General features: G+C 51.2%; 21 protein-coding genes, 1 tRNA gene, 3 rRNA genes and 1 riboswitch. Of the genes, 17 read left to right on the top strand and 8 right to left on the bottom strand.

The window, feature by feature from the left end; genetic code table 11:
• Positions 1-46 precede the first annotated feature (46 nt).
• The 13 genes from lysS to MKY86_RS32340 all read left to right on the top strand — a co-directional run bounded on the left by lysS (position 47) and on the right by MKY86_RS32340 (position 15,298).
• Positions 47-1,561 (top strand): lysine--tRNA ligase, encoded by a 1,515-nt coding sequence (lysS, locus tag MKY86_RS32280; RefSeq protein WP_076082836.1) that lies wholly within the window; start codon positions 47-49, stop codon positions 1,559-1,561.
• 378 nt (positions 1,562-1,939) lie between these two features.
• Positions 1,940-3,500, top strand: a 16S ribosomal RNA gene (locus tag MKY86_RS32285).
• A gap of 277 nt (positions 3,501-3,777) precedes the next feature.
• Positions 3,778-6,703 (top strand): 23S ribosomal RNA (locus MKY86_RS32290).
• 145 nt (positions 6,704-6,848) lie between these two features.
• A 5S ribosomal RNA gene (rrf, locus tag MKY86_RS32295) occupies positions 6,849-6,965 on the top strand.
• The 16S, 23S and 5S rRNA genes sit together here, the layout of an rRNA operon.
• Before the next feature lie 358 nt (positions 6,966-7,323).
• Positions 7,324-8,781: an IMP dehydrogenase gene (gene guaB, locus MKY86_RS32300; RefSeq protein ID WP_076084859.1), complete on the top strand. Its 1,458-nt coding sequence runs from the start codon at positions 7,324-7,326 to the stop codon at positions 8,779-8,781.
• 124 nt (positions 8,782-8,905) lie between these two features.
• On the top strand, positions 8,906-10,300 hold the full coding sequence (locus tag MKY86_RS32305; protein WP_076084800.1) for a D-alanyl-D-alanine carboxypeptidase family protein: 1,395 nt from the start codon (positions 8,906-8,908) through the stop codon (positions 10,298-10,300).
• Positions 10,301-10,420: 120 nt separating this feature from the next.
• Positions 10,421-11,302, top strand: coding sequence for a pyridoxal 5'-phosphate synthase lyase subunit PdxS (gene pdxS / locus MKY86_RS32310; RefSeq protein WP_036724406.1), 882 nt, complete (start codon positions 10,421-10,423; stop codon positions 11,300-11,302).
• Positions 11,303-11,320: 18 nt separating this feature from the next.
• Entirely contained in the window at positions 11,321-11,905 is a 585-nt protein-coding gene (gene pdxT, locus MKY86_RS32315; protein ID WP_076084804.1) for a pyridoxal 5'-phosphate synthase glutaminase subunit PdxT, read from the top strand.
• A 90-nt stretch (positions 11,906-11,995) separates the two neighbouring features.
• Positions 11,996-13,285, top strand: a complete 1,290-nt coding sequence (gene serS / locus MKY86_RS32320) for a serine--tRNA ligase (protein WP_076084808.1) — start codon at positions 11,996-11,998, stop codon at positions 13,283-13,285.
• Positions 13,286-13,350: 65 nt separating this feature from the next.
• Positions 13,351-13,439 (top strand) — tRNA-Ser (locus MKY86_RS32325).
• A 154-nt stretch (positions 13,440-13,593) separates the two neighbouring features.
• A complete protein-coding gene (locus tag MKY86_RS32330) occupies positions 13,594-13,935 on the top strand; it encodes a hypothetical protein (protein WP_036724411.1) in 342 nt (113 codons plus the stop codon).
• A gap of 12 nt (positions 13,936-13,947) precedes the next feature.
• Positions 13,948-14,100, top strand: a complete 153-nt coding sequence (locus MKY86_RS32335) for a small acid-soluble spore protein P (protein WP_076084811.1) — start codon at positions 13,948-13,950, stop codon at positions 14,098-14,100.
• 103 nt (positions 14,101-14,203) lie between these two features.
• Positions 14,204-15,298: a DUF6612 family protein gene (locus MKY86_RS32340; protein WP_076084814.1), complete on the top strand. Its 1,095-nt coding sequence runs from the start codon at positions 14,204-14,206 to the stop codon at positions 15,296-15,298.
• A 75-nt stretch (positions 15,299-15,373) separates the two neighbouring features.
• Here MKY86_RS32340 and MKY86_RS32345 read toward each other — a convergent pair whose 3' ends face one another.
• Positions 15,374-15,949: a GNAT family N-acetyltransferase gene (locus MKY86_RS32345; RefSeq protein ID WP_076084817.1), complete on the bottom strand. Its 576-nt coding sequence runs from the start codon at positions 15,947-15,949 to the stop codon at positions 15,374-15,376.
• Between the two features lie 44 nt (positions 15,950-15,993).
• A complete protein-coding gene (gene tadA, locus MKY86_RS32350) occupies positions 15,994-16,497 on the bottom strand; it encodes a tRNA adenosine(34) deaminase TadA (RefSeq protein WP_268748444.1) in 504 nt (167 codons plus the stop codon).
• A 363-nt stretch (positions 16,498-16,860) separates the two neighbouring features.
• On the opposite strand from tadA, the gene MKY86_RS32355 reads away from it, so the two are divergent.
• Both MKY86_RS32355 and MKY86_RS32360 read left to right on the top strand, forming a co-directional pair.
• Entirely contained in the window at positions 16,861-19,134 is a 2,274-nt protein-coding gene (locus MKY86_RS32355; protein ID WP_340827916.1) for an ATP-binding protein, read from the top strand.
• A complete protein-coding gene (locus MKY86_RS32360; RefSeq protein ID WP_076084823.1) occupies positions 19,121-19,822 on the top strand; it encodes a pseudouridine synthase in 702 nt (233 codons plus the stop codon). The genes MKY86_RS32355 and MKY86_RS32360 overlap by 14 nt, the downstream gene beginning before the upstream one ends.
• Before the next feature lie 88 nt (positions 19,823-19,910).
• Here MKY86_RS32360 and MKY86_RS32365 read toward each other — a convergent pair whose 3' ends face one another.
• Together MKY86_RS32365 and motA are read right to left on the bottom strand one after the other, a co-directional pair.
• Positions 19,911-20,732 carry a flagellar motor protein MotB gene (locus tag MKY86_RS32365; RefSeq protein ID WP_076084826.1) on the bottom strand — a complete coding sequence of 274 codons (822 nt, stop codon included), beginning with the start codon at positions 20,730-20,732 and terminating at the stop codon, positions 19,911-19,913.
• Positions 20,716-21,516 carry a flagellar motor stator protein MotA gene (gene motA / locus MKY86_RS32370; protein ID WP_036724422.1) on the bottom strand — a complete coding sequence of 267 codons (801 nt, stop codon included), beginning with the start codon at positions 21,514-21,516 and terminating at the stop codon, positions 20,716-20,718. Before motA ends, MKY86_RS32365 begins: the two co-directional genes overlap by 17 nt.
• A 203-nt stretch (positions 21,517-21,719) precedes the next feature.
• Between motA and MKY86_RS32375 the strand changes: the two genes are divergently transcribed.
• Together MKY86_RS32375 and MKY86_RS32380 are read left to right on the top strand one after the other, a co-directional pair.
• A complete protein-coding gene (locus MKY86_RS32375) occupies positions 21,720-22,013 on the top strand; it encodes a hypothetical protein (RefSeq protein ID WP_036698940.1) in 294 nt (97 codons plus the stop codon).
• 210 nt (positions 22,014-22,223) lie between these two features.
• Complete coding sequence (locus tag MKY86_RS32380) at positions 22,224-22,499, top strand: 4a-hydroxytetrahydrobiopterin dehydratase (RefSeq protein ID WP_036724424.1); 276 nt, start codon at positions 22,224-22,226, stop codon at positions 22,497-22,499.
• 131 nt (positions 22,500-22,630) lie between these two features.
• Here MKY86_RS32380 and MKY86_RS32385 read toward each other — a convergent pair whose 3' ends face one another.
• The 4 genes from MKY86_RS32385 to MKY86_RS32400 form a co-directional block, all read right to left on the bottom strand.
• The gene (locus MKY86_RS32385; RefSeq protein WP_076084861.1) at positions 22,631-22,987 is read right to left on the bottom strand and encodes a c-type cytochrome; all 357 of its coding nucleotides are present in this window, start codon (positions 22,985-22,987) and stop codon (positions 22,631-22,633) included.
• A 127-nt stretch (positions 22,988-23,114) separates the two neighbouring features.
• Positions 23,115-23,600, bottom strand: coding sequence for a GNAT family N-acetyltransferase (locus MKY86_RS32390; RefSeq protein WP_076084829.1), 486 nt, complete (start codon positions 23,598-23,600; stop codon positions 23,115-23,117).
• A 246-nt stretch (positions 23,601-23,846) separates the two neighbouring features.
• Entirely contained in the window at positions 23,847-24,338 is a 492-nt protein-coding gene (locus MKY86_RS32395) for a C40 family peptidase (protein WP_036724428.1), read from the bottom strand.
• 4 nt (positions 24,339-24,342) lie between these two features.
• Positions 24,343-24,485, bottom strand: a riboswitch (cyclic di-AMP (ydaO/yuaA leader).
• A gap of 388 nt (positions 24,486-24,873) precedes the next feature.
• Entirely contained in the window at positions 24,874-25,302 is a 429-nt protein-coding gene (locus tag MKY86_RS32400; protein WP_051477954.1) for a C40 family peptidase, read from the bottom strand.
• Positions 25,303-25,325 lie beyond the last annotated feature (23 nt).

Raw genomic sequence — 25,325 nt, forward strand, 5'->3', positions numbered from 1 at the left:
GGAGCCGTTTCTTCTTTTGTATAGTGAGTAAGAGAGGATGAAGAACATGACGGAAGAAATCAACAACGTCGAAGCTACAGAGAATGAATTAAGTGAATTGCTGCAGATCCGCCGGGGCAAGCTGGACGAGCTCCGCGCACTCGGGATCGATCCGTTTGGCAAGAAATATGAGCGTACCGCTGCTGCTGGCGATCTTCTGGCCAAATACGACGGGCTAACCAAGGAAGAGCTGGACGAGCTGGCGCTGGAGGTTAGTGTGGCCGGACGCATTATGGCGAAACGGGTCATGGGCAAGGCAAGCTTTTCTCACATCCAGGACCTTAGCGGCAAAATCCAGATCTATGTGCGCCAGGACAGTATCCCTGAGTCGCAATATGCAGCCTTCACGATCCTTGATCTTGGCGATATCGTCGGTATCCGGGGAACCCTGTTCAAGACAAAGACCGGCGAAACCTCTATTAAAGTGGATAACCTTGAGGTGCTGTCCAAGTCCCTGCTTCCGCTTCCCGAGAAGTATCATGGTCTGAAGGATGTAGAGCTCCGCTATCGTCAGCGTTATGTGGACCTGATCATTAACCCTGAGGTACAGCAGACCTTCATCATGCGTTCACGGATTATCCAGTCGATGCGCCGTTATCTGGACTCGCTGGGCTATTTAGAGGTGGAGACTCCGACCCTGCATGCCATCGCTGGCGGAGCAGCGGCCCGTCCGTTTATTACCCACCACAACACGCTGGATATGCAGCTGTATATGCGGATTGCCATCGAATTGCACCTGAAGCGTCTAATCGTCGGCGGTCTGGAGAAAGTCTATGAGATTGGCCGTGTATACCGTAATGAGGGTATTTCAACACGCCATAATCCGGAATTCACAATGATCGAGCTGTATGAAGCGTATGCGGATTACAAGGACATTATGCATCTGACAGAGAGCCTGATCGCTCATATTGCCAGCGAGGTGCTGGGCTCCCAGATAATTAATTATCAAGGACAGGAAGTGGATCTGTCTCCAGGCTGGCGCCGCGTTACTATGGTGGATGCCGTTAAGGAAGTAACCGGAGTAGACTTCGGTGTTCAGATGACGGATGAAGAAGCACAGGCTCTGGCTAAGGAACACCGGGTACCGGTAGAGAAGCATATGACCTTTGGACATATCCTGAATGCGTTCTTCGAGCAGTTTGTGGAAGAGACGCTGATTCAGCCGACATTCGTAATGGGACATCCTGTAGAGATCTCACCGCTTGCCAAAAAGAATGAAGAGGACCCGCGCTTCACCGACCGGTTCGAGCTGTTCATTGTGGCCCGCGAGCATGCCAATGCGTTCAGCGAGCTGAATGATCCGATTGACCAGCGTCAGCGCTTCGAAGCACAGATTCACGAGAAAGAGCAGGGCAATGATGAAGCCCATGAGATGGATGATGATTTCATCCGTGCTCTGGAGTACGGCATGCCGCCAACAGGCGGACTGGGTATCGGTGTAGACCGTCTGATCATGCTGCTGACCAACTCAGCATCTATCCGTGACGTGCTGCTGTTCCCTCATATGCGTAATAAAGACTGAGGATTTCTCTGATTCCAGACCCGGATAACCAAGGGAGCTGCTCAGGCAGTTCTCTTGGCATCGGGGATTGAATACTCTGGTTAAATGATTTAGAAATAATACTTGCAATGAATCTCTATCCATGATATATTCTATTTCTGGCCGCGAAACATCAACGCCTGGCTCGAACAAGAAGTTAAAAAAGAGCTTGCATTGATCGGCTGGATGTGATATATTATAAGAGTTGCTGGTGACGACAACATCGTCGCTAACAACGAGCTTGATCTTTGAAAACTGAACAACGAGTGAGTATCGGAGATCGCTTTGGCGAGATCCAAAAATGAGAATGTAAATTCTCGTCAGATGTTTCAAAATGAGCAATCGCTCTTTCTAAATACCAATTTGGAGAGTTTGATCCTGGCTCAGGACGAACGCTGGCGGCATGCCTAATACATGCAAGTCGAGCGGAGTTTGAGAGGAAGCTTGCTTCCTTTCAGACTTAGCGGCGGACGGGTGAGTAACACGTAGGCAACCTGCCCTCAAGCCTGGGATAACTACCGGAAACGGTAGCTAATACCGGATAATTTCTTTTTTCTCCTGAGAGAAGAATGAAAGGCGGAGCAATCTGCTGCTTGGGGATGGGCCTGCGGCGCATTAGCTAGTTGGTGGGGTAACGGCCCACCAAGGCGACGATGCGTAGCCGACCTGAGAGGGTGAACGGCCACACTGGGACTGAGACACGGCCCAGACTCCTACGGGAGGCAGCAGTAGGGAATCTTCCGCAATGGGCGCAAGCCTGACGGAGCAATGCCGCGTGAGTGATGAAGGTTTTCGGATCGTAAAGCTCTGTTGCCAGGGAAGAACGTCCGGTAGAGTAACTGCTGCCGGAGTGACGGTACCTGAGAAGAAAGCCCCGGCTAACTACGTGCCAGCAGCCGCGGTAATACGTAGGGGGCAAGCGTTGTCCGGAATTATTGGGCGTAAAGCGCGCGCAGGCGGTTATTTAAGTCTGGTGTTTAAACCTTGGGCTCAACCTGAGGTCGCACTGGAAACTGGGTGACTTGAGTACAGAAGAGGAAAGTGGAATTCCACGTGTAGCGGTGAAATGCGTAGATATGTGGAGGAACACCAGTGGCGAAGGCGACTTTCTGGGCTGTAACTGACGCTGAGGCGCGAAAGCGTGGGGAGCAAACAGGATTAGATACCCTGGTAGTCCACGCCGTAAACGATGAGTGCTAGGTGTTAGGGGTTTCGATACCCTTGGTGCCGAAGTTAACACAGTAAGCACTCCGCCTGGGGAGTACGGTCGCAAGACTGAAACTCAAAGGAATTGACGGGGACCCGCACAAGCAGTGGAGTATGTGGTTTAATTCGAAGCAACGCGAAGAACCTTACCAGGTCTTGACATCCAACTAACGAAGCAGAGATGCATCAGGTGCCCTTCGGGGAAAGTTGAGACAGGTGGTGCATGGTTGTCGTCAGCTCGTGTCGTGAGATGTTGGGTTAAGTCCCGCAACGAGCGCAACCCTTGACTTTAGTTGCCAGCAGGTTGAGCTGGGCACTCTAGAGTGACTGCCGGTGACAAACCGGAGGAAGGTGGGGATGACGTCAAATCATCATGCCCCTTATGACCTGGGCTACACACGTACTACAATGGCCGGTACAACGGGAAGCGAAGCCGCGAGGTGGAGCCAATCCCAGCAAAGCCGGTCTCAGTTCGGATTGCAGGCTGCAACTCGCCTGCATGAAGTCGGAATTGCTAGTAATCGCGGATCAGCATGCCGCGGTGAATACGTTCCCGGGTCTTGTACACACCGCCCGTCACACCACGAGAGTTTACAACACCCGAAGTCGGTGGGGTAACCCGCAAGGGAGCCAGCCGCCGAAGGTGGGGTAGATGATTGGGGTGAAGTCGTAACAAGGTAGCCGTATCGGAAGGTGCGGCTGGATCACCTCCTTTCTATGGAGAATCGTTTCCTGCAACGGAAACATTCAAATCTTAAATCTAGCCGGTCGGCTAGTTACTCACTCGTTGGTCAGTTTTGAGAGTTTAAGCTCTCATCTTTACCTTGATCCTTGAAAACTGGATACCGAAACGAATTTGCGTTTTAGAACATTCCTTTAAGCTGAACTTGTGTAAACAAGTTTTGAATTAATGGCGATGCAACGATGATCTGGATGGAAATACAGGCGTTGAAGAAATTCATTGTCCGATATTTTCCTAAAGGAAAAATCGAGGTTAAGCTACTAAGAGCACACGGAGGATGCCTAGGCGCCAGGAGCCGACGAAGGACGTGGCGAACAACGAAACTGCCTCGGGGAGCTGTAAGCAAGCTTTGATCCGGGGGTGTCCGAATGGGGAAACCCAGCTGTGGTAATTCGCAGTTACTCATTTCTGAATACATAGGAAATGTAGAGGCAGACCAGGGGAACTGAAACATCTAAGTACCCTGAGGAAGAGAAAACAATAGTGATTCCGTCAGTAGCGGCGAGCGAACGCGGAACAGCCTAAACCAAGGGGCTTGCCTCTTGGGGTTGTGGGACGTCTCACATGGAGTTACAAAGGAATATGGTAGGTGAAGAGGTCTGGAAAGGCCCGCGATAGAGGTAAAAGCCCTGTAGCCTAAACTGTGTTCTCTCCGAGACGGATCCCGAGTAGTGCGGGGCACGTGAAACCCCGTATGAATCCAGCAGGACCATCTGCTAAGGCTAAATACTACCTGGCGACCGATAGTGAAACAGTACCGTGAGGGAAAGGTGAAAAGCACCCCGGAAGGGGAGTGAAATAGAACCTGAAACCGTGTGCTTACAAAAAGTCAGAGCCCTTTTTATGGGTGATGGCGTGCCTTTTGTAGAATGAACCGGCGAGTTACGTTTAACATGCAAGGTTAAGGTGAGAAGCCGGAGCCGCAGCGAAAGCGAGTCTGAATAGGGCGACTAAGTATGTGGACGTAGACCCGAAACCGTGTGATCTACCCCTGTCCAGGGTGAAGGTGCGGTAACACGCACTGGAGGCCCGAACCCACGCATGTTGAAAAATGCGGGGATGAGGTGGGGGTAGCGGAGAAATTCCAATCGAACTCGGAGATAGCTGGTTCTCCCCGAAATAGCTTTAGGGCTAGCCTCGGTGAATGGAGTGGTGGAGGTAGAGCACTGATTGGGTGCGGGGCCCGCAAGGGTTACCAAGCTCAGTCAAACTCCGAATGCCATTTACTTCTTGCCGGGAGTCAGACAGTGAGTGCTAAGATCCATTGTCAAAAGGGAAACAGCCCAGACCATCAGCTAAGGTCCCCAAGTGTGTGTTAAGTGGGAAAGGATGTGGAGTTGCACAGACAACCAGGATGTTGGCTTAGAAGCAGCCACCATTGAAAGAGTGCGTAATAGCTCACTGGTCGAGTGACTCTGCGCCGAAAATGTAACGGGGCTAAACACACCACCGAAGCTATGGCTAGATACTTTGTATCTGGGGTAGGGGAGCGTTGTATATACGTTGAAGGTGTACCGTAAGGAGCGCTGGAGAGTATACAAGTGAGAATGCCGGTATGAGTAACGAAAAGATCAGTGAGAATCTGATCCGCCGAAAGCCCAAGGTTTCCTGAGGAAGGCTCGTCCGCTCAGGGTAAGTCGGGACCTAAGGCGAGGCCGACAGGCGTAGTCGAAGGACAACAGTTTGAAATTACTGTACCACCGTAATCCGCTATGAGCGATGGGGTGACGCAGGAGGGTAGTGACGCGGACTGATGGATGTCCGTCTAAGCAGTGAGGCTGGTGTGTAGGCAAATCCGCACATCGTAAGGCTGGGCTGTGATGGGGAGCGAAAATTATAGTAGCGAAGGTCATGATCTCACACTGCCAAGAAAAGCCTCTAGTCAGGAGAAGGTGCCCGTACCGCAAACCGACACAGGTAGGCGAGAAGAGAATTCTAAGGCGCGCGGAAGAACTCTCGTTAAGGAACTCGGCAAAATGACCCCGTAACTTCGGGAGAAGGGGTGCCTCGGTAGGGTGAATAGCCCGAGGGGGCCGCAGTGAAAAGGCCCAAGCGACTGTTTAGCAAAAACACAGGTCTGTGCGAAGCCGTAAGGCGAAGTATACGGGCTGACGCCTGCCCGGTGCTGGAAGGTTAAGGGGAGCGGTTAGGAGCAATCCGAAGCTGTGAACCGAAGCCCCAGTAAACGGCGGCCGTAACTATAACGGTCCTAAGGTAGCGAAATTCCTTGTCAGGTAAATTCTGACCCGCACGAATGGCGTAACGACTTGGGCGCTGTCTCAACGAGAGATCCGGTGAAATTTTAATACCTGTGAAGATGCAGGTTACCCGCGACAAGACGGAAAGACCCCATGGAGCTTTACTGCAGCTTGATATTGAATTTGGGTACGATCTGTACAGGATAGGTGGGAGCCGTGGAGGCAGGAGCGCAAGCTTCTGCGGAGGCGCCGTTGGGATACCACCCTGATCGTATCTAGGTTCTAACCTAGTGCCCTTAGCGGGTACGGGGACCGTGTCAGGCGGGCAGTTTGACTGGGGCGGTCGCCTCCTAAAGAGTAACGGAGGCGTTCAAAGGTTCCCTCAGAATGGTTGGAAATCATTCGCAGAGTGCAAAGGCATAAGGGAGCTTGACTGCGAGACCTACAAGTCGAGCAGGGACGAAAGTCGGACTTAGTGATCCGGTGGTACCGCATGGAAGGGCCATCGCTCAACGGATAAAAGCTACCCTGGGGATAACAGGCTTATCTCCCCCAAGAGTCCACATCGACGGGGAGGTTTGGCACCTCGATGTCGGCTCATCGCATCCTGGGGCTGAAGTAGGTCCCAAGGGTTGGGCTGTTCGCCCATTAAAGCGGTACGCGAGCTGGGTTCAGAACGTCGTGAGACAGTTCGGTCCCTATCTGTCGTGGGCGCAGGAAATTTGAGAGGAGCTGTCCTTAGTACGAGAGGACCGGGATGGACGTACCGCTGGTGCATCAGTTGTTCCGCCAGGAGCATGGCTGAGTAGCTACGTACGGACGGGATAAGCGCTGAAAGCATCTAAGCGTGAAGCCCCCCTCAAGATGAGATTTCCCAGTATGTAAGACCCCTTGAAGACGACGAGGTAGATAGGTTGGAGGTGGAAGTGCAGCAATGCATGGAGCTGACCAATACTAATCGGTCGAGGGCTTATCCAAAGACTACCCCAAAAAGTGAAGATGAAGCTGACGAAGCGGATTCCGAGTACTTTCCGGGGGCTCCGTAAGAAGGGCAGACGCAGATTCGTTTCGGATTCAGTTTTCAGGAATCAAATTCCTGAAGCATTTACGCTGTAAATGCCCGTTTGGTGGCGATAGCGGAGGGGTTCCACACGTACCCATCCCGAACACGACCGTTAAGCCCTCCAGCGCCGATGGTACTTGGACCGAAGGGTCCTGGGAGAGTAGGACGTTGCCAAGCACACAAGACCACTGTTGAGAAATCAACAGTGGTCTTTTTGTATATCCGGTGGTGCAGCCGAAATTTGTTCTATTGTCCACTGGAGACGGACTTTAGTCCAAGAATTCGCTTACCGGAGGGCGGATTGCCTAATCCCTTCACAGAGCGGTGTAATATTCTTGACAGGCCAAATGCCCTTTGCTAAGATGGACAATAATATATTTTTGGACAAGCCTCTCAAACCTTAACAGAAGACACAATTATGTATAACTCCCAGGCCTCTACTGCTGTCTATCGGGTATGGACTTGACGCAGGAGTTTCTTTATTCATAAGTTGGCGGGCGGGTAGAGAAAAGAATTTAGAGGAGGAATGACCCAGGTGTGGGAAGATAAGTTTGGTAAAGAGGGATTCACTTTTGATGATGTGCTGCTGGTTCCGCGTAAATCCGAGGTATTGCCTAAGGAAGTGGACTTAACCACTGTACTCAGCAAGAATGTGAAGCTGAATATCCCTTTGATGAGTGCAGGTATGGACACAGTCACAGAAGCCGCTATGGCGATTGCTATCGCCCGTGAGGGCGGGATCGGCATCATTCATAAGAATATGTCCGTGGAGCAGCAGGCAGAAGAGGTGGACCGTGTGAAGCGCTCAGAGAGCGGGGTTATTACCAATCCATTCTCACTTACGCCGGACCACTGGGTATCCGATGCTGAAGTTCTGATGGGCAAATACCGCATTTCGGGTGTGCCTATCGTAGATGAAGAGGGCAAGCTTGTCGGTATTCTGACGAACCGCGACTTGCGTTTCATCCATGATTTCAATATTCAGATCAAAGAAGTGATGACTCATGAGAATCTCGTTACAGCTGCTGTAGGAACCACTCTTCAGGAAGCGAAAGGCATTCTGCAGCGCCACAAGATTGAGAAGCTGCCGCTGGTAGACGAGCATAATATTCTCAAAGGTCTCATTACTATTAAAGATATAGAGAAAGCTATCCAGTTCCCCAACGGTGCCAAGGATGCTCACGGACGTCTGCTGGTTGGAGCGGCAATCGGGATCTCCAAGGACACGCTGGAACGGACTGAAGCACTGGTAAAAGCCGGTGTGGACCTGATTACCGTGGATTCCGCACATGGCCATCACATCAATATTATCGATGCAGTGCGTAAGCTGCGCGAGACTTATCCTGACCTAACCATCGTAGCCGGTAATGTGGCTACAGGCGAAGCTACCCGGGAATTGATTGAAGCAGGAGCCTCTGTAATCAAGGTGGGTATTGGTCCAGGCTCTATCTGTACTACCCGCGTAATTGCCGGTATAGGCGTTCCGCAGGTTACCGCGATCTACGATTGTGCGACAGTAGCCCGTGAATACGGCATTCCGGTGATTGCAGACGGAGGCATTAAGTACTCCGGAGAGATTACCAAGGCCATCGCTGCCGGTGCTGCTGCAGTCATGATGGGAAGCCTGTTCGCCGGTACGGAAGAGAGCCCGGGAGAGTCGGAAATCTACCAGGGACGTAAGTACAAGGTATACCGCGGCATGGGCAGCATGAGCGCCATGAAGCAGGGCAGTAAAGACCGTTATTTCCAGGATGATGATAAGAAGCTGGTACCGGAAGGCATTGAGGGCAGAGTCGCTTTTAAAGGGCCATTGTCTGACACGGTTCACCAATTGATCGGCGGACTGCGCTCCGGTATGGGCTATTGCGGAACGAAGACGTTAGAAGAGCTTCGCAATGATACCTCGTTCATCCGTATCACTGGGGCAGGCCTGCGTGAGAGTCATCCCCATGATGTCCAGATCACCAAGGAAGCCCCGAACTATTCTCTATAAACCGGAGAGAATCACTTATTTTGCCGACAGACGGGACGAATTCGTCCTGTCTGTCTTTTTTTGCAGATACCCCTGTGTTAGAATAGAACAAGCACTGATTTGAGGATTAAAGGAGAGTTAATCATTGAAGGCCAAGCGAAAACTTAGCAGTAAGCAAATTGTGATTAAGACAGCGACAGTAGGTCTGCTTTTAAATATGTTGGCATTTCCTGCGGCTTCTGCGATGGCAGAGGCAGTAAATAAACCGGCTACAACCGAGGCTGGAACCAAGGCGGCAGCTACCCCTGCCAAGACGGCAGTAGCCAAGATTCCAAGCGTGGAATCTCTCGGACTGAAGCTGAAATCGGCAGTATTGATTGAGCCTACAACGGGTGAGGTTCTGCTCTCGCTTAATGCGGATCAGCCTATGCCTCCGGCGAGTATGACGAAGATGATGACAGAATACCTTGTAACTGAAGCGGTGAATAGCGGCAAGATTTCCTGGGATCAAAAGGTCATTATACAGGAGAATGCGTCCAAGCAGATCGGGTCTCGGATTTTTCTGGCAGCGGGCGATGAACATACGGTTAAAGAACTCTACATAGCGATGGCGGTAGGCTCTGCCAATGATGCTACAGTTGCTTTGGCTGAACTGGTAGCTGGCTCGGAGCAGCAGTTTGTGACCCAGATGAATGAGACCGCACAGAAGATGGGCATGAAGAAGGCTTATTTCATTAATTCCACCGGTCTGGACCGGAAGGACATGCCTGCTAAATACCGGCCTGAAGAGGACCGTGAGACGGTAATGTCTGCGATGGATGCAGCGATTCTGGCCAAATATATTGTCACCGATCATCCGGAGTTTACAGATTTTACGACAATTCAATCGTATAAATTCCGCGAGCGTGATTCGAAGCCGATGATTAACTACAACTGGATGCTGGAAGCCAACAAGAATATCCCCAATTTCAAGGCATACGCTTATCCGGGCCTGGACGGACTGAAGACAGGACATACCACTAACGCCGGTAATTGCTTCACGGGTACTGCGGTGCGTGACGGCATGCGTCTAATCAGCGTAGTTATGGGAGCGGACTCTGAGGCCCACCGTTTCACCGAAACGAAGAAGGTGCTGGATTTTGGCTTCAATAATTTCGAGATTAAGCAGGTAGTTGCGCCCAAGGCTGTGATTGCCGGCACTGAGACTGTGCCTGTGCTGAAGGGCAAGAATAAAGAGGTATCCGTAGTAACGGATGCTGGTGTAACGTTCATGGTCCCTAAGGGTACTGTATCGCCTCAGATCAAGACCACTGTGGTCACGAATGATCCGGCTACGCTGGTCGCACCGATTGCCGGAGCCAGTAAGGTAGGTAAGGTCACGTACTCCTATAAGATTGAAGGAATGAATCAGACGCAAGAGAAGACGGTGAACCTGATTACTGCCGAGGAAGCGGAGAAGGCGGGCTGGTTCAAGCTGCTGCTGAGAGCCATAGGTGATTTTTTCGGTGATCTGTTCAAAGGAATTAAAAATCTGTTCTAACCTTAACAGGTGCACAGGTACTAGCTTCACGACAAAATCCCAGTAAATAGGTTGTATATATTACAGCCTTGCGGTAAAATAACATGTTAGATTAGGTTAGATCTAACGGGAGGCGTAGATATGGAAACAGGAACATCGCGAGTCAAAAGAGGCATGGCAGAAATGCAAAAGGGCGGCGTCATTATGGACGTCATGAATGCAGAGCAGGCGAAAATTGCCGAGGCCGCAGGCGCAGTAGCCGTAATGGCCCTGGAGCGTGTACCTTCTGATATCCGCGCTGCGGGTGGTGTCGCACGTATGGCCGATCCTACTATTGTAGAAGAGGTTATTAAGGTAGTGAGTATCCCTGTAATGGCTAAAGCGCGGATCGGTCACTATGTGGAAGCCAAGGTTCTAGAATCTCTGGGTGTAGACTATCTCGATGAGAGTGAAGTGCTAACTCCTGCCGATGAAGTGTTCCATATCAACAAACGCGAATTCACGGTTCCTTTTGTATGCGGAGCCAAGGATCTTGGGGAAGCGCTGCGCCGGATTAGCGAAGGGGCCTCCATGATCCGCACCAAGGGTGAGCCGGGAACCGGCAACATCGTGGAGGCTGTCCGCCATATGCGCCATATCAACAGCCAGATCCGCAAGGTGACCGGCCTCTCGCTTGATGAGCTATATCATGAAGCTAAGACGCTGGGTGTTCCGTATGAGCTGCTGCTGGAGGTTCACGAGCTGGGCAAGCTGCCTGTCGTTAATTTCGCTGCCGGTGGTGTAGCTACGCCTGCCGATGCCGCGCTCATGATGCATCTGGGTGCTGATGGGGTGTTTGTCGGCTCAGGGATTTTCAAATCGGACAATCCTGAGAAGTTCGCCCGTGCCATCGTCGAAGCGACAACCCACTTCACGGACTACAAGCTGATTGCTGAAGTATCCAAGAATCTGGGCGCTCCGATGAAGGGGATTGATATCGCCACGTTGTCCCCGGCTGAACGCATGTCGGAACGCGGCCGATAATAGAGAGAAGGCTTCCGGATGAGAATTGGAGTGTTAGCGCTTCAAGGCGCTGTTACAGAGCATATTGTCAGTATTGAGAAGACCGGCGCGCAGGGCCTCCCTATTAAGCGTGTAGAGGAGTTAGACGGGGTAGATGGTCTGATCATTCCCGGCGGTGAGAGTACAACGATTGGCAAATTGATGCGCAAATATGGCTTTATTGAGGCTGTTCGTGAGTTCGCGGGTCAAGGGAAGCCTATTTTCGGCACATGCGCCGGGATGATCGTGCTGGCGAAGCGGATTGCCGGAGACGAGGCCGGTCATCTGGAGCTGATGGATATTACCGTGGCCAGGAATGCCTTTGGCCGCCAGCGGGAAAGCTTTGAATGTGATCTCGAGGTTAAGGGGATTGCTGAGCCTGTGCGGGCGGTATTTATCCGCGCTCCGCTTATTGACGAGGTGGGGCCTGATGTCGAGGTGCTTACCCTCTATAAGGATGAGATTGTAACCGCTCGCCAGGGCAATTTGCTGGCCTGCTCTTTTCACCCGGAATTGACTGATGATTACAGGCTGCATCAATATTTTGCCGACATGGTAGAGGACCGTATTGCAGCCAATCTATAGAACCGCATATAAGGACACTTTGACTCTTTCAAAGCTGCAAACAAAACAGCATTTTGAAAGAGTTTGGGCTGTTTTCAGGAGGGAAACTTTGTGTTAGATGTTAAAGTATTGCGCAGCGATTATGCAAGAGTAGAAGAGGCACTGAATAAAAGAGGAAAGTCGCTGGATTTGATTGCCGGCTTCCCGGCGCTGGATCAGCGCCGCCGTGAGCTGCTTCAGGAAACGGAAGGGCTCAAGAACCGCCGGAACACTGTGTCCGGAGACGTAGCCAAGAAGAAGAAGAACGGGGAACCGGCTGATGATCTGATCGCAGAAATGCGTACGGTGTCGGACCGGATCAAAGAACTGGATGATGAAGTGCGCGAGCTTGAGGCCAAAATTGACGAGCTGACGATGAGCATCCCGAATATTCCGCATGAATCGGTACCGGTAGGTACCTCCGAGGCGGACAATGTCGAAGTGCGCCGCTGGTCAGAGCCTACAGAGCTTGGCTTCACTCCGAAATCCCACTGGGAGCTGGCGCAGCAGCTGGATATCATTGATTTTGAGGCAGCGGCGAAGGTTACGGGTTCCCGGTTTGTCTTCTATAAAGGACTGGGTGCCAGACTGGAACGTGCCCTGATCAATTTCATGATGGACCTGCACAGCGGGGAACATAACTATGAAGAGATGCTGCCGCCTTATATTGTTAATAAGGACAGCCTCTATGGAACGGGACAGCTGCCCAAATTCGAAGAGGATCTGTTCAAGCTGCGGGATACAGAGTATTATCTGATTCCTACGGCGGAAGTGCCTGTGACGAACTATTACCGTGAAGAGATTATGACGGCTGGCGATCTGCCGAAGTATCATGTGGCTTATAGCTCTTGCTTCCGCTCGGAAGCCGGTTCTGCCGGACGCGATACCCGTGGTCTGATCCGTCAGCATCAGTTCAACAAGGTGGAGCTGGTGAAGCTGGCCAGCCCGGAGAGCTCCTATGAGGAGCTGGAGAAGATGACAGCCGATGCTGAGCGCGTCCTGCAGCTTCTGGGACTGCCCTACCGCGTCCTGCTGCTCTGTACGGCAGATATGGGCTTCACCTCTGCCAAGACGTATGACCTTGAGGTGTGGCTGCCTGAGAGCGGTATGTACCGCGAGATCTCCTCATGCTCCAACACCGAGGACTTCCAGGCACGCCGGGCCAACATCCGTTACCGCAAGGAGCCGAAGGCGAAGCCTGAATTCGTGCATACGCTGAATGGCTCCGCCCTGGCTGTAGGGCGTACAGTAGCAGCTATTCTGGAGAATTACCAGCAGGAGGACGGAAGTGTGCTGATTCCGGAATGCCTGCAGCCGTATATGCGTAATGTGAAATCCATTTCTGCAAAAACAACTCAATAATAATAGTTGCATATTATTTGCGGGGCGTGGTATAATTCCTATTGCATGTGAAATTTCAGTGCATTGGAGAGGTACCGAAGCGGTCATAACGGGGCGGTCTTGAAAACCGTTAGGGTGCAAGCCCACATGGGTTCGAATCCCATCCTCTCCGCCATTCCTTTACATCTAAATAAGTGCAGATAGAAGCCGTTCTCTCAGGAGGACGGTTTTTTTGTTTGCCAAGGCCTCTTTTTCACAGAAGCGGTTCCAACGGGAATAAAAAGCCGTCTTTCTCCGCAATGTATTAGAGAAGGAGGCTGATAATAAAGATGGACCGACAATTGCAAGTAGATCAGCAGAGTCTGGTGTCTGCCTGGCAGGAGAGGCTGCCGGAACTGATGGAGAGTGGGGACAGCTTCAGTGTGCAGGGGGATGCGGCGAACCAGAACAGTCTGCTCATCCATTTCAATGCAGCGGGACGGCAGGGGTATTCTCTGGATTTCCGCTGCACCTATGTGGATAGCCGCGAGGTTGCTGTAGATTTGCTTGACGCCGAACAGGCCGGGGTACACGCGGATGAGCAGTTAGATGCTGTTCAGCTGTTGGCACAGCAGTATACGAGACAGATTCATGAGTGCGCACAGGCCCTTCAGGGCTTAACTAATCCATAGGAGGTAATCGAAGTGAGCAAACCCAAGAGCATGCCTGTACCCGGCGTACAGCAGGACAATCAGGAGCCCCGCAAGGAGCATCATTCATCGGGTCCTGAGCCATTGTCCGGGTCTAAAAAGGTGAAGCAGGCCAACCATGTGGACCACAATAATCCTCAGGGCTGATAGGCTAATGGAACGAAATTACTGAGAAATGTTTCTCATAATTGCCAAATGGTTTATCATTAGGGAGGGGAAAAAGTTTTTTACATGGGAGAGGAGAAAAATAATGAACAAAAAGTGGGGGTTATCCGCTGCCGCGTTACTGTTAACTGCTGCAGTAATTCTGCCGGGATGTGCAAAGAAAGAGGAGCCGAAGGAGGCTCTGACTTCAGCTGCAGCCAAAGCTACAGCTATGACATCTTACGAAATGAAGAGTAAGGTGGTCATTAACGATCTGACGATAGACACCGGTACTAATGAGGCTGACGCTTCGACGGGTCAGATTCTAAGCATGCTTAAGAATGCAGAGCTTACGATTGATGGAGTCTATCAGGCTGAGCCGATGCAGACAGAGCTTACAACGGTTCTGAATCTGAAGGGGGATATGGCTATGTCCTTCACGGTTCCGATGGTTATGTCCGGACAGAAGCTGTACGTCAAAGTGCCTTCGATTCCGTTCCTGCCGATTCCTGAGACGATTGTCAATAAATTCGTAGAGGTGGATCTGAAGAAGCTGGCCGAAGAGCAGGGAACTGAATTCAATCCTGCACAGATGGATGCACAGAAAGTGCAGAAGCTGTCGAATGAAGTGATGAATACGCTGCTGGGTGAGTATGATGAAGCGAAATACTTCAACAATATCAAACCTAAGGATGCCGGCCTGCCTGAAGGCGTGGATGCCAAGCAGGTGGTTCAATTCAAGGTAACCAATGATAATGTCAAAGAGGCGCTTACGATCCTCGTGAACAACGCATTGCCTAAGATCATGGATATTCTGAGTAAGGATGAATATAAAGATCTGCTGCAGGTTGACTCTGCTGACCTGGCCAAAGCCAAGGAAGAGCTGCAATCCAGCGAAGCACGTGCCGAGTTTGATAAGAGCCTGGCCGATCTGAATAAGTATCTTACCATTAACCAGTTCCACCTGAATACAGCGGTTAATAAAGATGACTATCCGGTATACCAGGATATGCTGATGGACATCAAGGTTAATGATCCTGACAAGGGTGAGAACGTTACCTTATCCATGAATGCAAGCAACCAGTACAGCAAGATCAATGAGAAGCAGACCTTCAAGATTGGCATTCCGCAAGGCGATGATGTCATTACTCTGGAAGAGCTGCAGCAACAGTTCGGAAGCACAGGTACGGGTACTTATTAATACCATAGTTCCGCACGCCAAAAACCCGTATGAGCAAATTTCGCTCATACGGGTTTTTGTGTGGATATATGAAGGTTAAGGGGATTCCTGTCCCTCTGGCAGGAACTCCTCAGCCAGAATGGCGTAGGTGCAGTGATCCTGCCATTCGCCGTTGATCCGGATGAAACGGCGCGCGAGTCCTTCGGCCTGGAAGCCGTTCTTTTCCAGCACTCTGCGTGAACCGGTATTATGGGGCAGAATGGCAGCCTGTACCCGGTGAAGCCCCAGAGAGCGGAAGGCATACCCGAGGATCAGGTGTACGGCGGCACTGGTATAGCCTTGCCCCTGCTGCTCATGATCGATCATATAGCCGATATCGCAGAATTGTCCGACTCCCCGCACTACATTGGAGATCGTAATCTGGCCGATCAGCTCACCGCTGAGCAGATAAATCCCGAACATATACGCGCTGTCCTGCTGCGCATCCAGGATACGCTGGTTAATCAGCTGCCGCTGGCTCTCCAGGGTGAAGTAGTCTTCACTGCGCAGGGGCTCAAATTGCTGGTGTGCGGTTCGGTTACGCAGACGGAGGCTAAGCAGCCCTTCGGCATCCGTAAGCTCCAGCAGCGAGAGATAGATCCCCTGTGCATTGTTATACAGCTTGTACGACATCTGGCATTCTCCTTATGAGCATAATATAAGTGTTAATGGGCGTTCTAGAGCTTCGCAGGCCGCTTCCGCAGCTTGCGGAAGAAGGAGGTCAGAAGCTCCGCGCATTCCTCCTGCAGCACGCCCTGGATGACCTCTGTACGGTGATTAAAGCGAGATTCCTCCAGCAGGTTCATCAAGGTCCCTGCACAGCCAGCTTTGGGATCTGGAGTGCCATACACGGTGAGCGGCACCCTGGACTGCACCATCGCTCCTGCACACATAGGACAAGGCTCCAAGGTAACATAGAGCTGGCAATCGAGCAAACGCCAGGAGCCCAGGGCTGTACTGGCTTCCCGGATCGCTACCATCTCCGCATGGGCAGTGGAGTCAAGCGTCGTCTCACGCAGATTATATCCGCGGCCTATAATTTGGCCTTCGTGGACGACCACGGCACCAATCGGCACTTCGCCCAAGGCCTCGGCCTTGCGGGCTTCTCCTATCGCTTCTGTCATCCAATGTTCATGAATGGCCCGCTCCTCCGCCGGCAGTTCTTCAAGCCTGGTATTCAAATGCATCTTCCCTTCTTCTATGCCCATTGTACAACGAACAAATATTCGTTCTTAACAAATTGTGGACAACTCTGTGGATAAAGGCCGACTTATACACAAAATTGTGCACATCGCGATTTGGCAAAATGTTTATATGTGCATAACCTGTGGATGGTTTCTTACCTATTGTAGTGAAACTGCCCCGATAATTCAATATCTGCCAGCACCCGGCTGTGGGGAAAGGCCTTTTCAAATGGGAGGGCAAAAGGTATGATTATGTTGAATGCCCGCTAGGATTTACCAGCGGATAAGAGGTGAACAATACGCTTGTCCATAAAAACGAAATTATCAGCGATTATATTTGGCTCGGTGCTCTTAATCTTGATGCTTAATCTTTCGCTCAATCTTTATGCTGCCCGGAATAATCTGCGGAATGAGAGTGTAAGCAACATGAAGATCACTGCGAAGCAGGTTGCCGTATCGGTGGAGCAGAGCGGCTACAGCTCGAATTACGTGCAGGATAAAATTGCCCAGAACCTGCGCTTGACCGCCATTCTGGCCTCCTATGAGCTGGACCCGGATATCAGGAATATTACCAATCAACAATTGAAGGCGCTATCCACCAAGCTGGGGGTGTCGAATATCTCGCTGCTGGTGAAGACTGCGGATGATATTATCGTAGCCAAATCTTCAGATCCTGCAGAGATTGGACTTTCGACCAGAGGCATGGGTTTTTGGTATGTAGCTTTTCTGGAGCTGTTTGCAGGCCAGCGGGTATCTGTCGATCAGGGGCAATCCCTGGAGAATTTCTGGTCCGGGCCGTTTGAATATTCAACCTCCAATCCGGAGTATATTGATAAATGGGGTTATTATTATGACGGGGCACGCAATTATATCATAGATCCATTCGTCCGGAGCACAGCGGTAAGCGATTATGTCAAAATTATGAGTCCCGATGAGATCATCCAGGAATCCAAAGCTGTAAATCCCGGAATTCTGGAGATTACGGGAATCAATCCGAAGACCTTCGGGGCCTCAAGCATGCTGCCTGATGGTACAGATCCCAAGAACACGAAGCTGCGGAACCGCCCTATTCAGTACGGAACCTATTCCTACGGCAATATTGCAGAGGACAAGGCGGCAATCCGTGAAGCATTGAACAAGGGCGAGCCGGTAACGCTGGATACGAAGGCATTGGGTAAAAGAGTGCTCAAAAGCTTCATTCCGATTGAGCGGCCGGGAGCCGCAGATTATGTGATCAGTGTAGTCATGGACTACCAGGCGATCTCCTCAGTCATCCGCGAGCAGCTGTTCAATAATATCACCACCTCGGTACTGCTGCTTATTATCTTTCTCTTGGCGAGTTATGTCCTGGCCGGTGTTGTTACACGCCCGATTCAGGATATACTGGCTAAGGTCAATGATGTGGCCAAGGGCAAGTTCGAGCCCCCGCTTAATGTATCCAGCCGCGATGAGCTTGGACAGCTGGCCCAGCGCATCAATGCGATGACCTCACATCTGCTGCAGCACACGAACCGGCTGGGGCAGACACTGGAGGAGAACCGTGCGGTTAAGGAGCATCTGGAGTCGGTCATTAACGGCACTTCGGATGCCATCCACACGGTGGATATGGAGGGGCGGATCATCAGTACGAACAGAGCGTTCGAGGATCTCTATGGATGGGGCGCTGCGGATGCTCTGGTCAAGCCGCCTTATCTGGTTCCGGCCACTGTGCAGGAGCAGGAGAGTATACGATTGCAGCAGCTTAAGGATGGGGCATCTCTGCCGCCTGTGGAGACCGTCAGGCTGAAGCGTGACGGCTCCCTGGTAGAGGTCAGCGTCAGCAGCTCGGTTATCCGGGATGAAGAGGGCCAGCCGCAGTCGGTTGTCCATGTATCCCGTGACATGACCGAGCGCAACCGCATCGAGGAGCTGCTCAGACGCTCGGAGAAGCTGACTACAGTCGGCCAGCTTGCCGCAGGCGTTGCCCATGAGATCCGCAATCCCTTGACCACCCTGCGGGGCTTCCTGCAGCTTCAGCAGGAGAAGAAGGTTCTCGTTCCGCTGCATATTGATCTGATGCTCTCGGAGCTGGACCGGATCAATATGATTGTCAGTGAGTTCCTGATTCTGGCGAAGCCGCAGGCTGTTCATTTCCAGCAAAGGGATCTGCGGCATATTGTCGGCGATGTCATCTCCCTGCTGGACAGTCAGGCCCACCTGTTCGGCATTGAATTCACCACACATTTCTCGGGAGTACCCGCCATGGTGCACTGTGAGGAGAATCAGCTGAAGCAGGTATTTATCAATGTAATCAAAAATGCGATCGAAGCGATGCCGGACGGGGGAACGATTACCGTGGAGCAGCAGGAGCAGGATGATTCTGTGGTTGTTGTGATCACGGATGAGGGCGGAGGCGTCCCTGAGGACATGCTGCCCAAGCTGGGAGAGCCGTTCTTTACGAACAAAGAGTCCGGAACCGGTCTCGGCTTGATGGTCAGCCAGCGGATTATTCAGGCCCATAAGGGCAGCCTGGAGATAAGAAGCGAGTATGGCCGGGGGGCACAGGTAATTATCAAGCTGCCTGAAGCGAAGGAGCCAGTACCTCCGGCCGTTATGAATATAGAACGGAGTGAAGACGAACATGAGAATCAATAAATTCATCAGTGAGACAGGCTATTGTTCACGCCGTGAAGCAGACAAGCTGGTCGAGGGAGGGCGGGTCACCATCAACGGTGAGCCCGCTATGCTGGGCAGCCAAGCCGAGGCCGGGGATACCGTACTGATTGACGGCCAGCCGCTTCAGACGGGCAGCAGGATTGTGTATATCGCGCTTCATAAGCCGGTTGGCATTACCTCTACTACAGAAGCGCATATTCAAGGCAATATTGTTGATTTCATAGGGCATGAGGAGCGGATTTTCCCGATCGGGCGGCTCGACAAGGATTCAGAGGGATTGATTCTGCTGACCAATGACGGTGACATTGTTAACAAAATATTACGCTCAGAAGGCAGGCATGAGAAGGAATATGTGGTCACTGTAGATCGACCCGTCACGCCTTCTTTTCTGACCGGTATGTCCACCGGCGTGAAAATTCTGGGCAGCAAGACACTTCCCTGTGAAATTACGCGTATTAGTGAACGGGTATTCCGTATCGTGCTGACTGAGGGCAAGAACCGGCAAATTCGCCGCATGTGCAGCGCCTTCGGTTATGAAGTCCGGCGGCTGCAGCGCATCCGGGTAATGAATATCCGACTTGGCGCACTGAAGACCGGAGAATGGCGGGAGCTGTCCCAGGAAGAGAAGCAGGAGCTGGGGGCTATGCTGAACTATCAGCTGCAATAAGATTATAATGCCCATACCTATAATAAGAGCTGCTCCGATAGACCCTGGTAGGGCCGTTCGAAGCAGCTCTTATTTATTTCATTACTATTCAGGGAGCTGTTACATTAGAGACATCCGTTGTCTCCGCAGCAGCGTCCTTATATTTACGTAGGATGGATACTTCTACCCGGCGGTTCTTGGCCCGCCCGGCAGCCGTAGCATTGGTAGCGATGGGGTGGTATTCGCCAGAGCCGGTCGGGCTGAACTTCGTCGGGTCCAGGTTGGGATTGAGCAGCAGAATCTTCATGAACTCCAGGGCGCGATCTACGCTAAGATCCCAGTTCGAGGAGTACGTGCTGTTGGAGATCGGAATATTATCGGTATGCCCCTGCACCAATACTTCATAATCGGGAAATTGCTGCAGCATGTTAGAGATCGACTTGGCCAGCTGGCGGGATTCGTCCTTCACTATAGCCTGTCCCGAAGCGAACAGGGCATTGTCACTAATCGTGATCATCAGCTGGGACTGATTCAGCTTCGTGCTAAGCAAGTCAGTCATCCCGTTGTTCTTGATGTACTGGTCGAACTGCTTCTTCAGCTTCTCCAGATCCTCCTGCTCCTTGGCACGGAGCTTGGACAGATCGGAGGTGCCGGTGTTCTTGGCAATCACACTGTTCATCTTATCCTGCTTGCCCTGGTCCAGCTGGGAGCTGGTTGGGGAATCCGACCGGTACTCCAGGACGCCGCCGCCGCCGCTGAGCGCTGAATTGAAGGCTTCAGCCATTTGCTGGAACTTCACGGCGTCCGTAGCGCTCATGGCGTACATAACCAGGAACAGAGCAACAAGCAGGGTCATCAGATCAGAATAGGGAAGCAGCCAGGATTCATCGGCATGCTCTTCATGTTCCTCATGCCTAGTCTTTTTGCTCACTGGAAGCCCCCTCCTTCTCGCTAAGCTTGGCACGCTCGGACGGAGTCAGGAAGACAGACAGCTTCTGGTTAATGGCAATGGTAGACACCCCAGACTGAATGGAGAGCAGACCCTCGACCATCATCAGGCGGACTTCAATCTCGCGTTTGGATATCCGCTTCAGCTTGTTCGCCATAGGGTGCCACATGACATAACCGGTGAATATCCCGAGCAGGGTTGCAATGAAGGCACCGGCAATCGCGTGGGCCAGGACGTCCATGTTACTCATATCCCCCAAGGCGGCGATCAGCCCGATAACAGCCCCGAGTACCCCTAGTGTAGGGGCATACATCCCGGCCTGGGAGAAGATCAAGGCTCCGGCTTTATGTCTGTCTTCAGTGGCATGAATATCTTCCATTAATACATCACGGACGAACTCCTGATCATTGCCGTCAATAATCATCCGCATGCCGTTACGGAGGAAGTTATCTTCTATTTCATCGACATTGGACTCCAGAGCGAGCAGCCCTTCGCGGCGGGTAATGGAAGCCCATTCCATGAACATGGTAATCAGTTCGGGCTTACCGACCATCTTTTTCTTCGTAAACAGGATCTTCAACAGCTTAGGGAAATTCTTGACTTCCGACATCGGAAAGGCCATGAAGATAGAGGCAGCCGTGCCAAGAAAAATAATGACATAGGCAGCGGGGTTGTTCAAGCTTGCAAGCGGAGCATGCTTGAGTATCATCCCCCAGATTACTGCGATCAGACCAAACACCAGGCCTAGAATTGTTGAGATTTCCATTTATGCACCTCGTCCATGAGAATTAAGAAGTGATCGACTAACCGCGTAATTCGTCCTTGAACCGCGGGAGAACACTCTGTTCGTAACCAAATCACGTATATTCTTCTTTATCGACATCATTCCCTTTTTTGTGAAGTGATTTTTTCGGCTATAATAGATAAGGTAGGTTATTATTCATCAGCGAAGAAAACGGAGTGATTGATGTGGGAGTTAAGCATGGCAGGGATTACGGTGAAATTCTGGTTGAACTGACAGGAGCCGTTGGACGGATTGCAGACGGGTACATTTTTTTTGAAATGGAGCCTGAAGAGTGGACGAATCTGCCGGAGGAATCGAGGCAGGAGGTCTGGGAGGCGCTTGCGGAAGACCTGTTCTACGCGCTGGGCAACGAGCCGGTCATTCAGGTGGGCAGCGGAGTTGTGATGTACGATAAAGAAACACACCGCATTAATATTCTGCTGGGCGATGAGGATCTGGCTTCAGTCGTTCTTGTATAAAGCAGGGGAAAAATGCGGCAGCGGGTTTGTCCCGGGCATCCGGCCATGTTAAAATTGGAAGTGGAGTACTAATTGCTGGGATGTCAGAATACATTTAATCAAAAATCTTTGGCCTGGCACATCCCTTGGACTTTCAGAAGCTGAGGGATGTTTTATTTGAAGGAAAGAGCAGGCTCAAGAAACCGTTAACTTAGCAAGGGAGGAAACGAATTGCAATTAACTGAGGAACAACTGCAGGAGCAGATCGGCAAGCTTGAGGGCTGGAAGCTGGAGAGGGATAGGCTGGTGCGCAAATATATGTTCAGTGAATATATGAAGGGAATTGCCTTTGTGGATGAGGTAGCGACAATTTCGGAGGCCTTTGACCATCACCCGCATATCACCATTGATTACAAGACGGTTGTTCTGCGGCTGGCTGCAGATGTGGAGAAGCTTGATCTCCGCCAAGCGCATGAATTTAATGAGGCATTCGAGAAGACCCGCTAGAGGACAAGGCCCCTATGGAGACAACAGGAATATCTAATTAATAGAAATGCCCGTGCAAGGATCGTTCGTTATCCTCGTCACGGGCATTATACATTTAGAATGAGGAGCAAGGTGTGAGTACAGGTTGCGGATTATTTCTTCTCGGCCAGCCATAGGGCTACATTCGCAATCTCTTCAGGGGCCAGCCTGTCTTTGAAGGGAGGCATCTGTCCGCGGCCCTTGGTGACTATGCTGTAGATCTGAGCTGCGTCATGCGAAGCGCCTTCCTGCTGCAGGCTGGGTCCCGCCCCGCCCTGAAGCTGGTCTCCGTGGCAGGAGATACAATTGGCCTTCACTGTGGCTTCTGCGCCCGCAGCGTCCAGCACAACCTCCGGCATGGTCGGCTTGTTCTGCTCCGCCACCTCGGATTTACCGGGTAGGGTAAACATTAAGATTACTGCAAAGGCACAGGCGGCAAAAAACAAACCGCTCATGATCCATTTCTGCATCTGCATCCGTCCCTCCATGTGAGCTGCTGTCTCCATTATAGCGGATGGTGAAGCGTTATCATAGTATGTGTGTCAAAAAAATGAACACAAATGATCCATTTTTTGCAAATCCCTCTTGTCTCCGGTGCTATTCCTCATAGACCATGCAATAAAAAGGCTTATTGCCGGTCGGAGTGCGGCGTTCATAGGTATCCGTTATAGTGAACCCGCATTTCTGGTAGGCGCGGATGGCGCGCTGGTTCCAGGTCAGCACCTCCAGGTCGATCTCACATTCCGGGTAACGCGACCGTGCTGCCTGCACAATAGCCTTCATGAACAGATGCCCCATTCCATGACCGCACAGATCGGGCTGCATTCCGACTCCAAGCCGGACTACCCCCTCCATCGGAAAGAGCTGGGCGAAGCCGCACAGATCCCCCTCTCCATTCACAACCGACACATATTGCTCGCTGCGCAGCTGCGGGTCTCCGAACTCCACGCCCAGCGCCTGCATCTGCTCCCAGGACATCCAGCCGTAAATATTATACGGAGGCTTGTAGCTCCACTCACAGATCTCAGCGGCATGCTGCGGCTCCATAGGCACCACATAAAAGGTTAGCGGGGAGCTAATCATTAGGGGAGGCCTCCTTCCAAGGGACATAAATTCATTTCTTCTATTAATTATATACAAAAACAGCCAGTTTCGACGCAATTTCCTTACGGAAATGCAGGAACTTGACAAACGGCAAAATATATTTTCCGAAAGCGCAGAATCAGTGTTTTACAAATATAGAGAGGGGTAAGTAATTTTATAGACAAAAAAAGCCCTTCTCCAAGATTTCGGCAAAAATCTCGGAAGAGAGCGTTAGGTTACAAAGGATTATTGTACATCATCGTTGTCTTGGGAATCCGAAGCTACAGTCTTGTAGGCATCTGTACTCATGATTCGCTTGGCGCCAACGTAGCGGTTGACGTAATAGCTGTCACTCAGCGAACTGATGGTTACACCACGTGAGGAAGAGGCATGGGCGAATTCGCCGTCACCAACATAAATACCAACATGGGATATGCCCTTACCGCTTGTATTGAAGAATACAAGGTCGCCCGGTCTCATCTCGTCACGGGACACGGCAGTGCCCATCTGATATTGGGAGCCGGATTGATGGGGCAGGTTAATGCCGATCTTATCAAAAACATACATTGTAAATCCGGAGCAATCAAACCCGTTAGTTGATGTACCGCCGGACACGTATTTGGTTCCGATGGCTTTGTCGATCACTTTATCCATTTTGGAATCCGCGAAAGCGCTTCCTGCTCCGATGGTGAAGATAATGGACAAGCTTAGTACTGCGGCTGCTAGCTTCTTCTTCAAAAGTAAATACCCCTTCCAATGCCTACGAGGTTAGCTTAAGGGTTCGGTTGAAGGTCCCCTATGACCCCTCTTAGAATAGGAGGTCAATTCACCCAAAGTGGTTCCCCCGTTTCCCTAATTCATTAGGGAACTCGGCACGACTGTTGATTAGGATTAGCGGTTCATTCAATACATGACAAAACCTTTGTTAAAAGCGATTCAATAATTACAAAAATGTTACTAAAAGATCACTGCGATAATTGTAACAAAGACTAAGGCGCTTGGCAATCACTTATAACATATTAATGCATCTTTTTTGCTGTTTTTTAGAGTTATAGCCCTTTCGAAAGACTCATATCTATGCGCAGGGGTTAATTTATATGATAATTTCTTTATTTTTGCAAGAAAATGCTGTTTCAAGGCTGCGAATTCGGTGTAAAAGGTAGAATAAGGAAAAGGAAAAACCCGGAAATGATTACGGCAATAATCATCCCGGGCTCGTATAAGTTACATTTAGTTGTTAGAGGCTGAAATATTCGGGGTATGCTTCAAGGGTTCAATCGTAAGCGACAGCTTGGTAGGCTGTTGTGCTCATTACTCGTTTGGCGCCAACGTAGCGGTTGGCCCAGTAGGACTGGCTCATCGAACTGATGGTTACACCACGTGAACTCGAGGACTGTGCGAACTTCCCGTTTCCAACATAAATACCGACATGGGACACTCCGTTACCCAGGGTATTGAAGAACACGAGATCACCGGAACGCAGATTGCTCTTGGATACACTTGTTCCAACTTTGAACTGTGCTTTGGAGGTACGGGGCAAGGTAAGCCCGACATTCTTGAACACATACTTGGTAAATCCGGAACAGTCGAAGCCGCTGGTGGTTGTGCCCCCGGTTTTATACGACGTTCCAATGGTTTTTGAAATCACAGTATCCATTTTGGAATCTGCGAAGGCACTGCCCGCTCCGAGTGTGAATACCATCACAAGACCCAGCGCTGCTGCGG

Origin of the sequence: Paenibacillus sp. FSL R7-0333, assembly GCF_038000365.1 — a bacterium.
Classification (GTDB): domain Bacteria; phylum Bacillota; class Bacilli; order Paenibacillales; family Paenibacillaceae; genus Paenibacillus_AQ; species Paenibacillus_AQ silagei.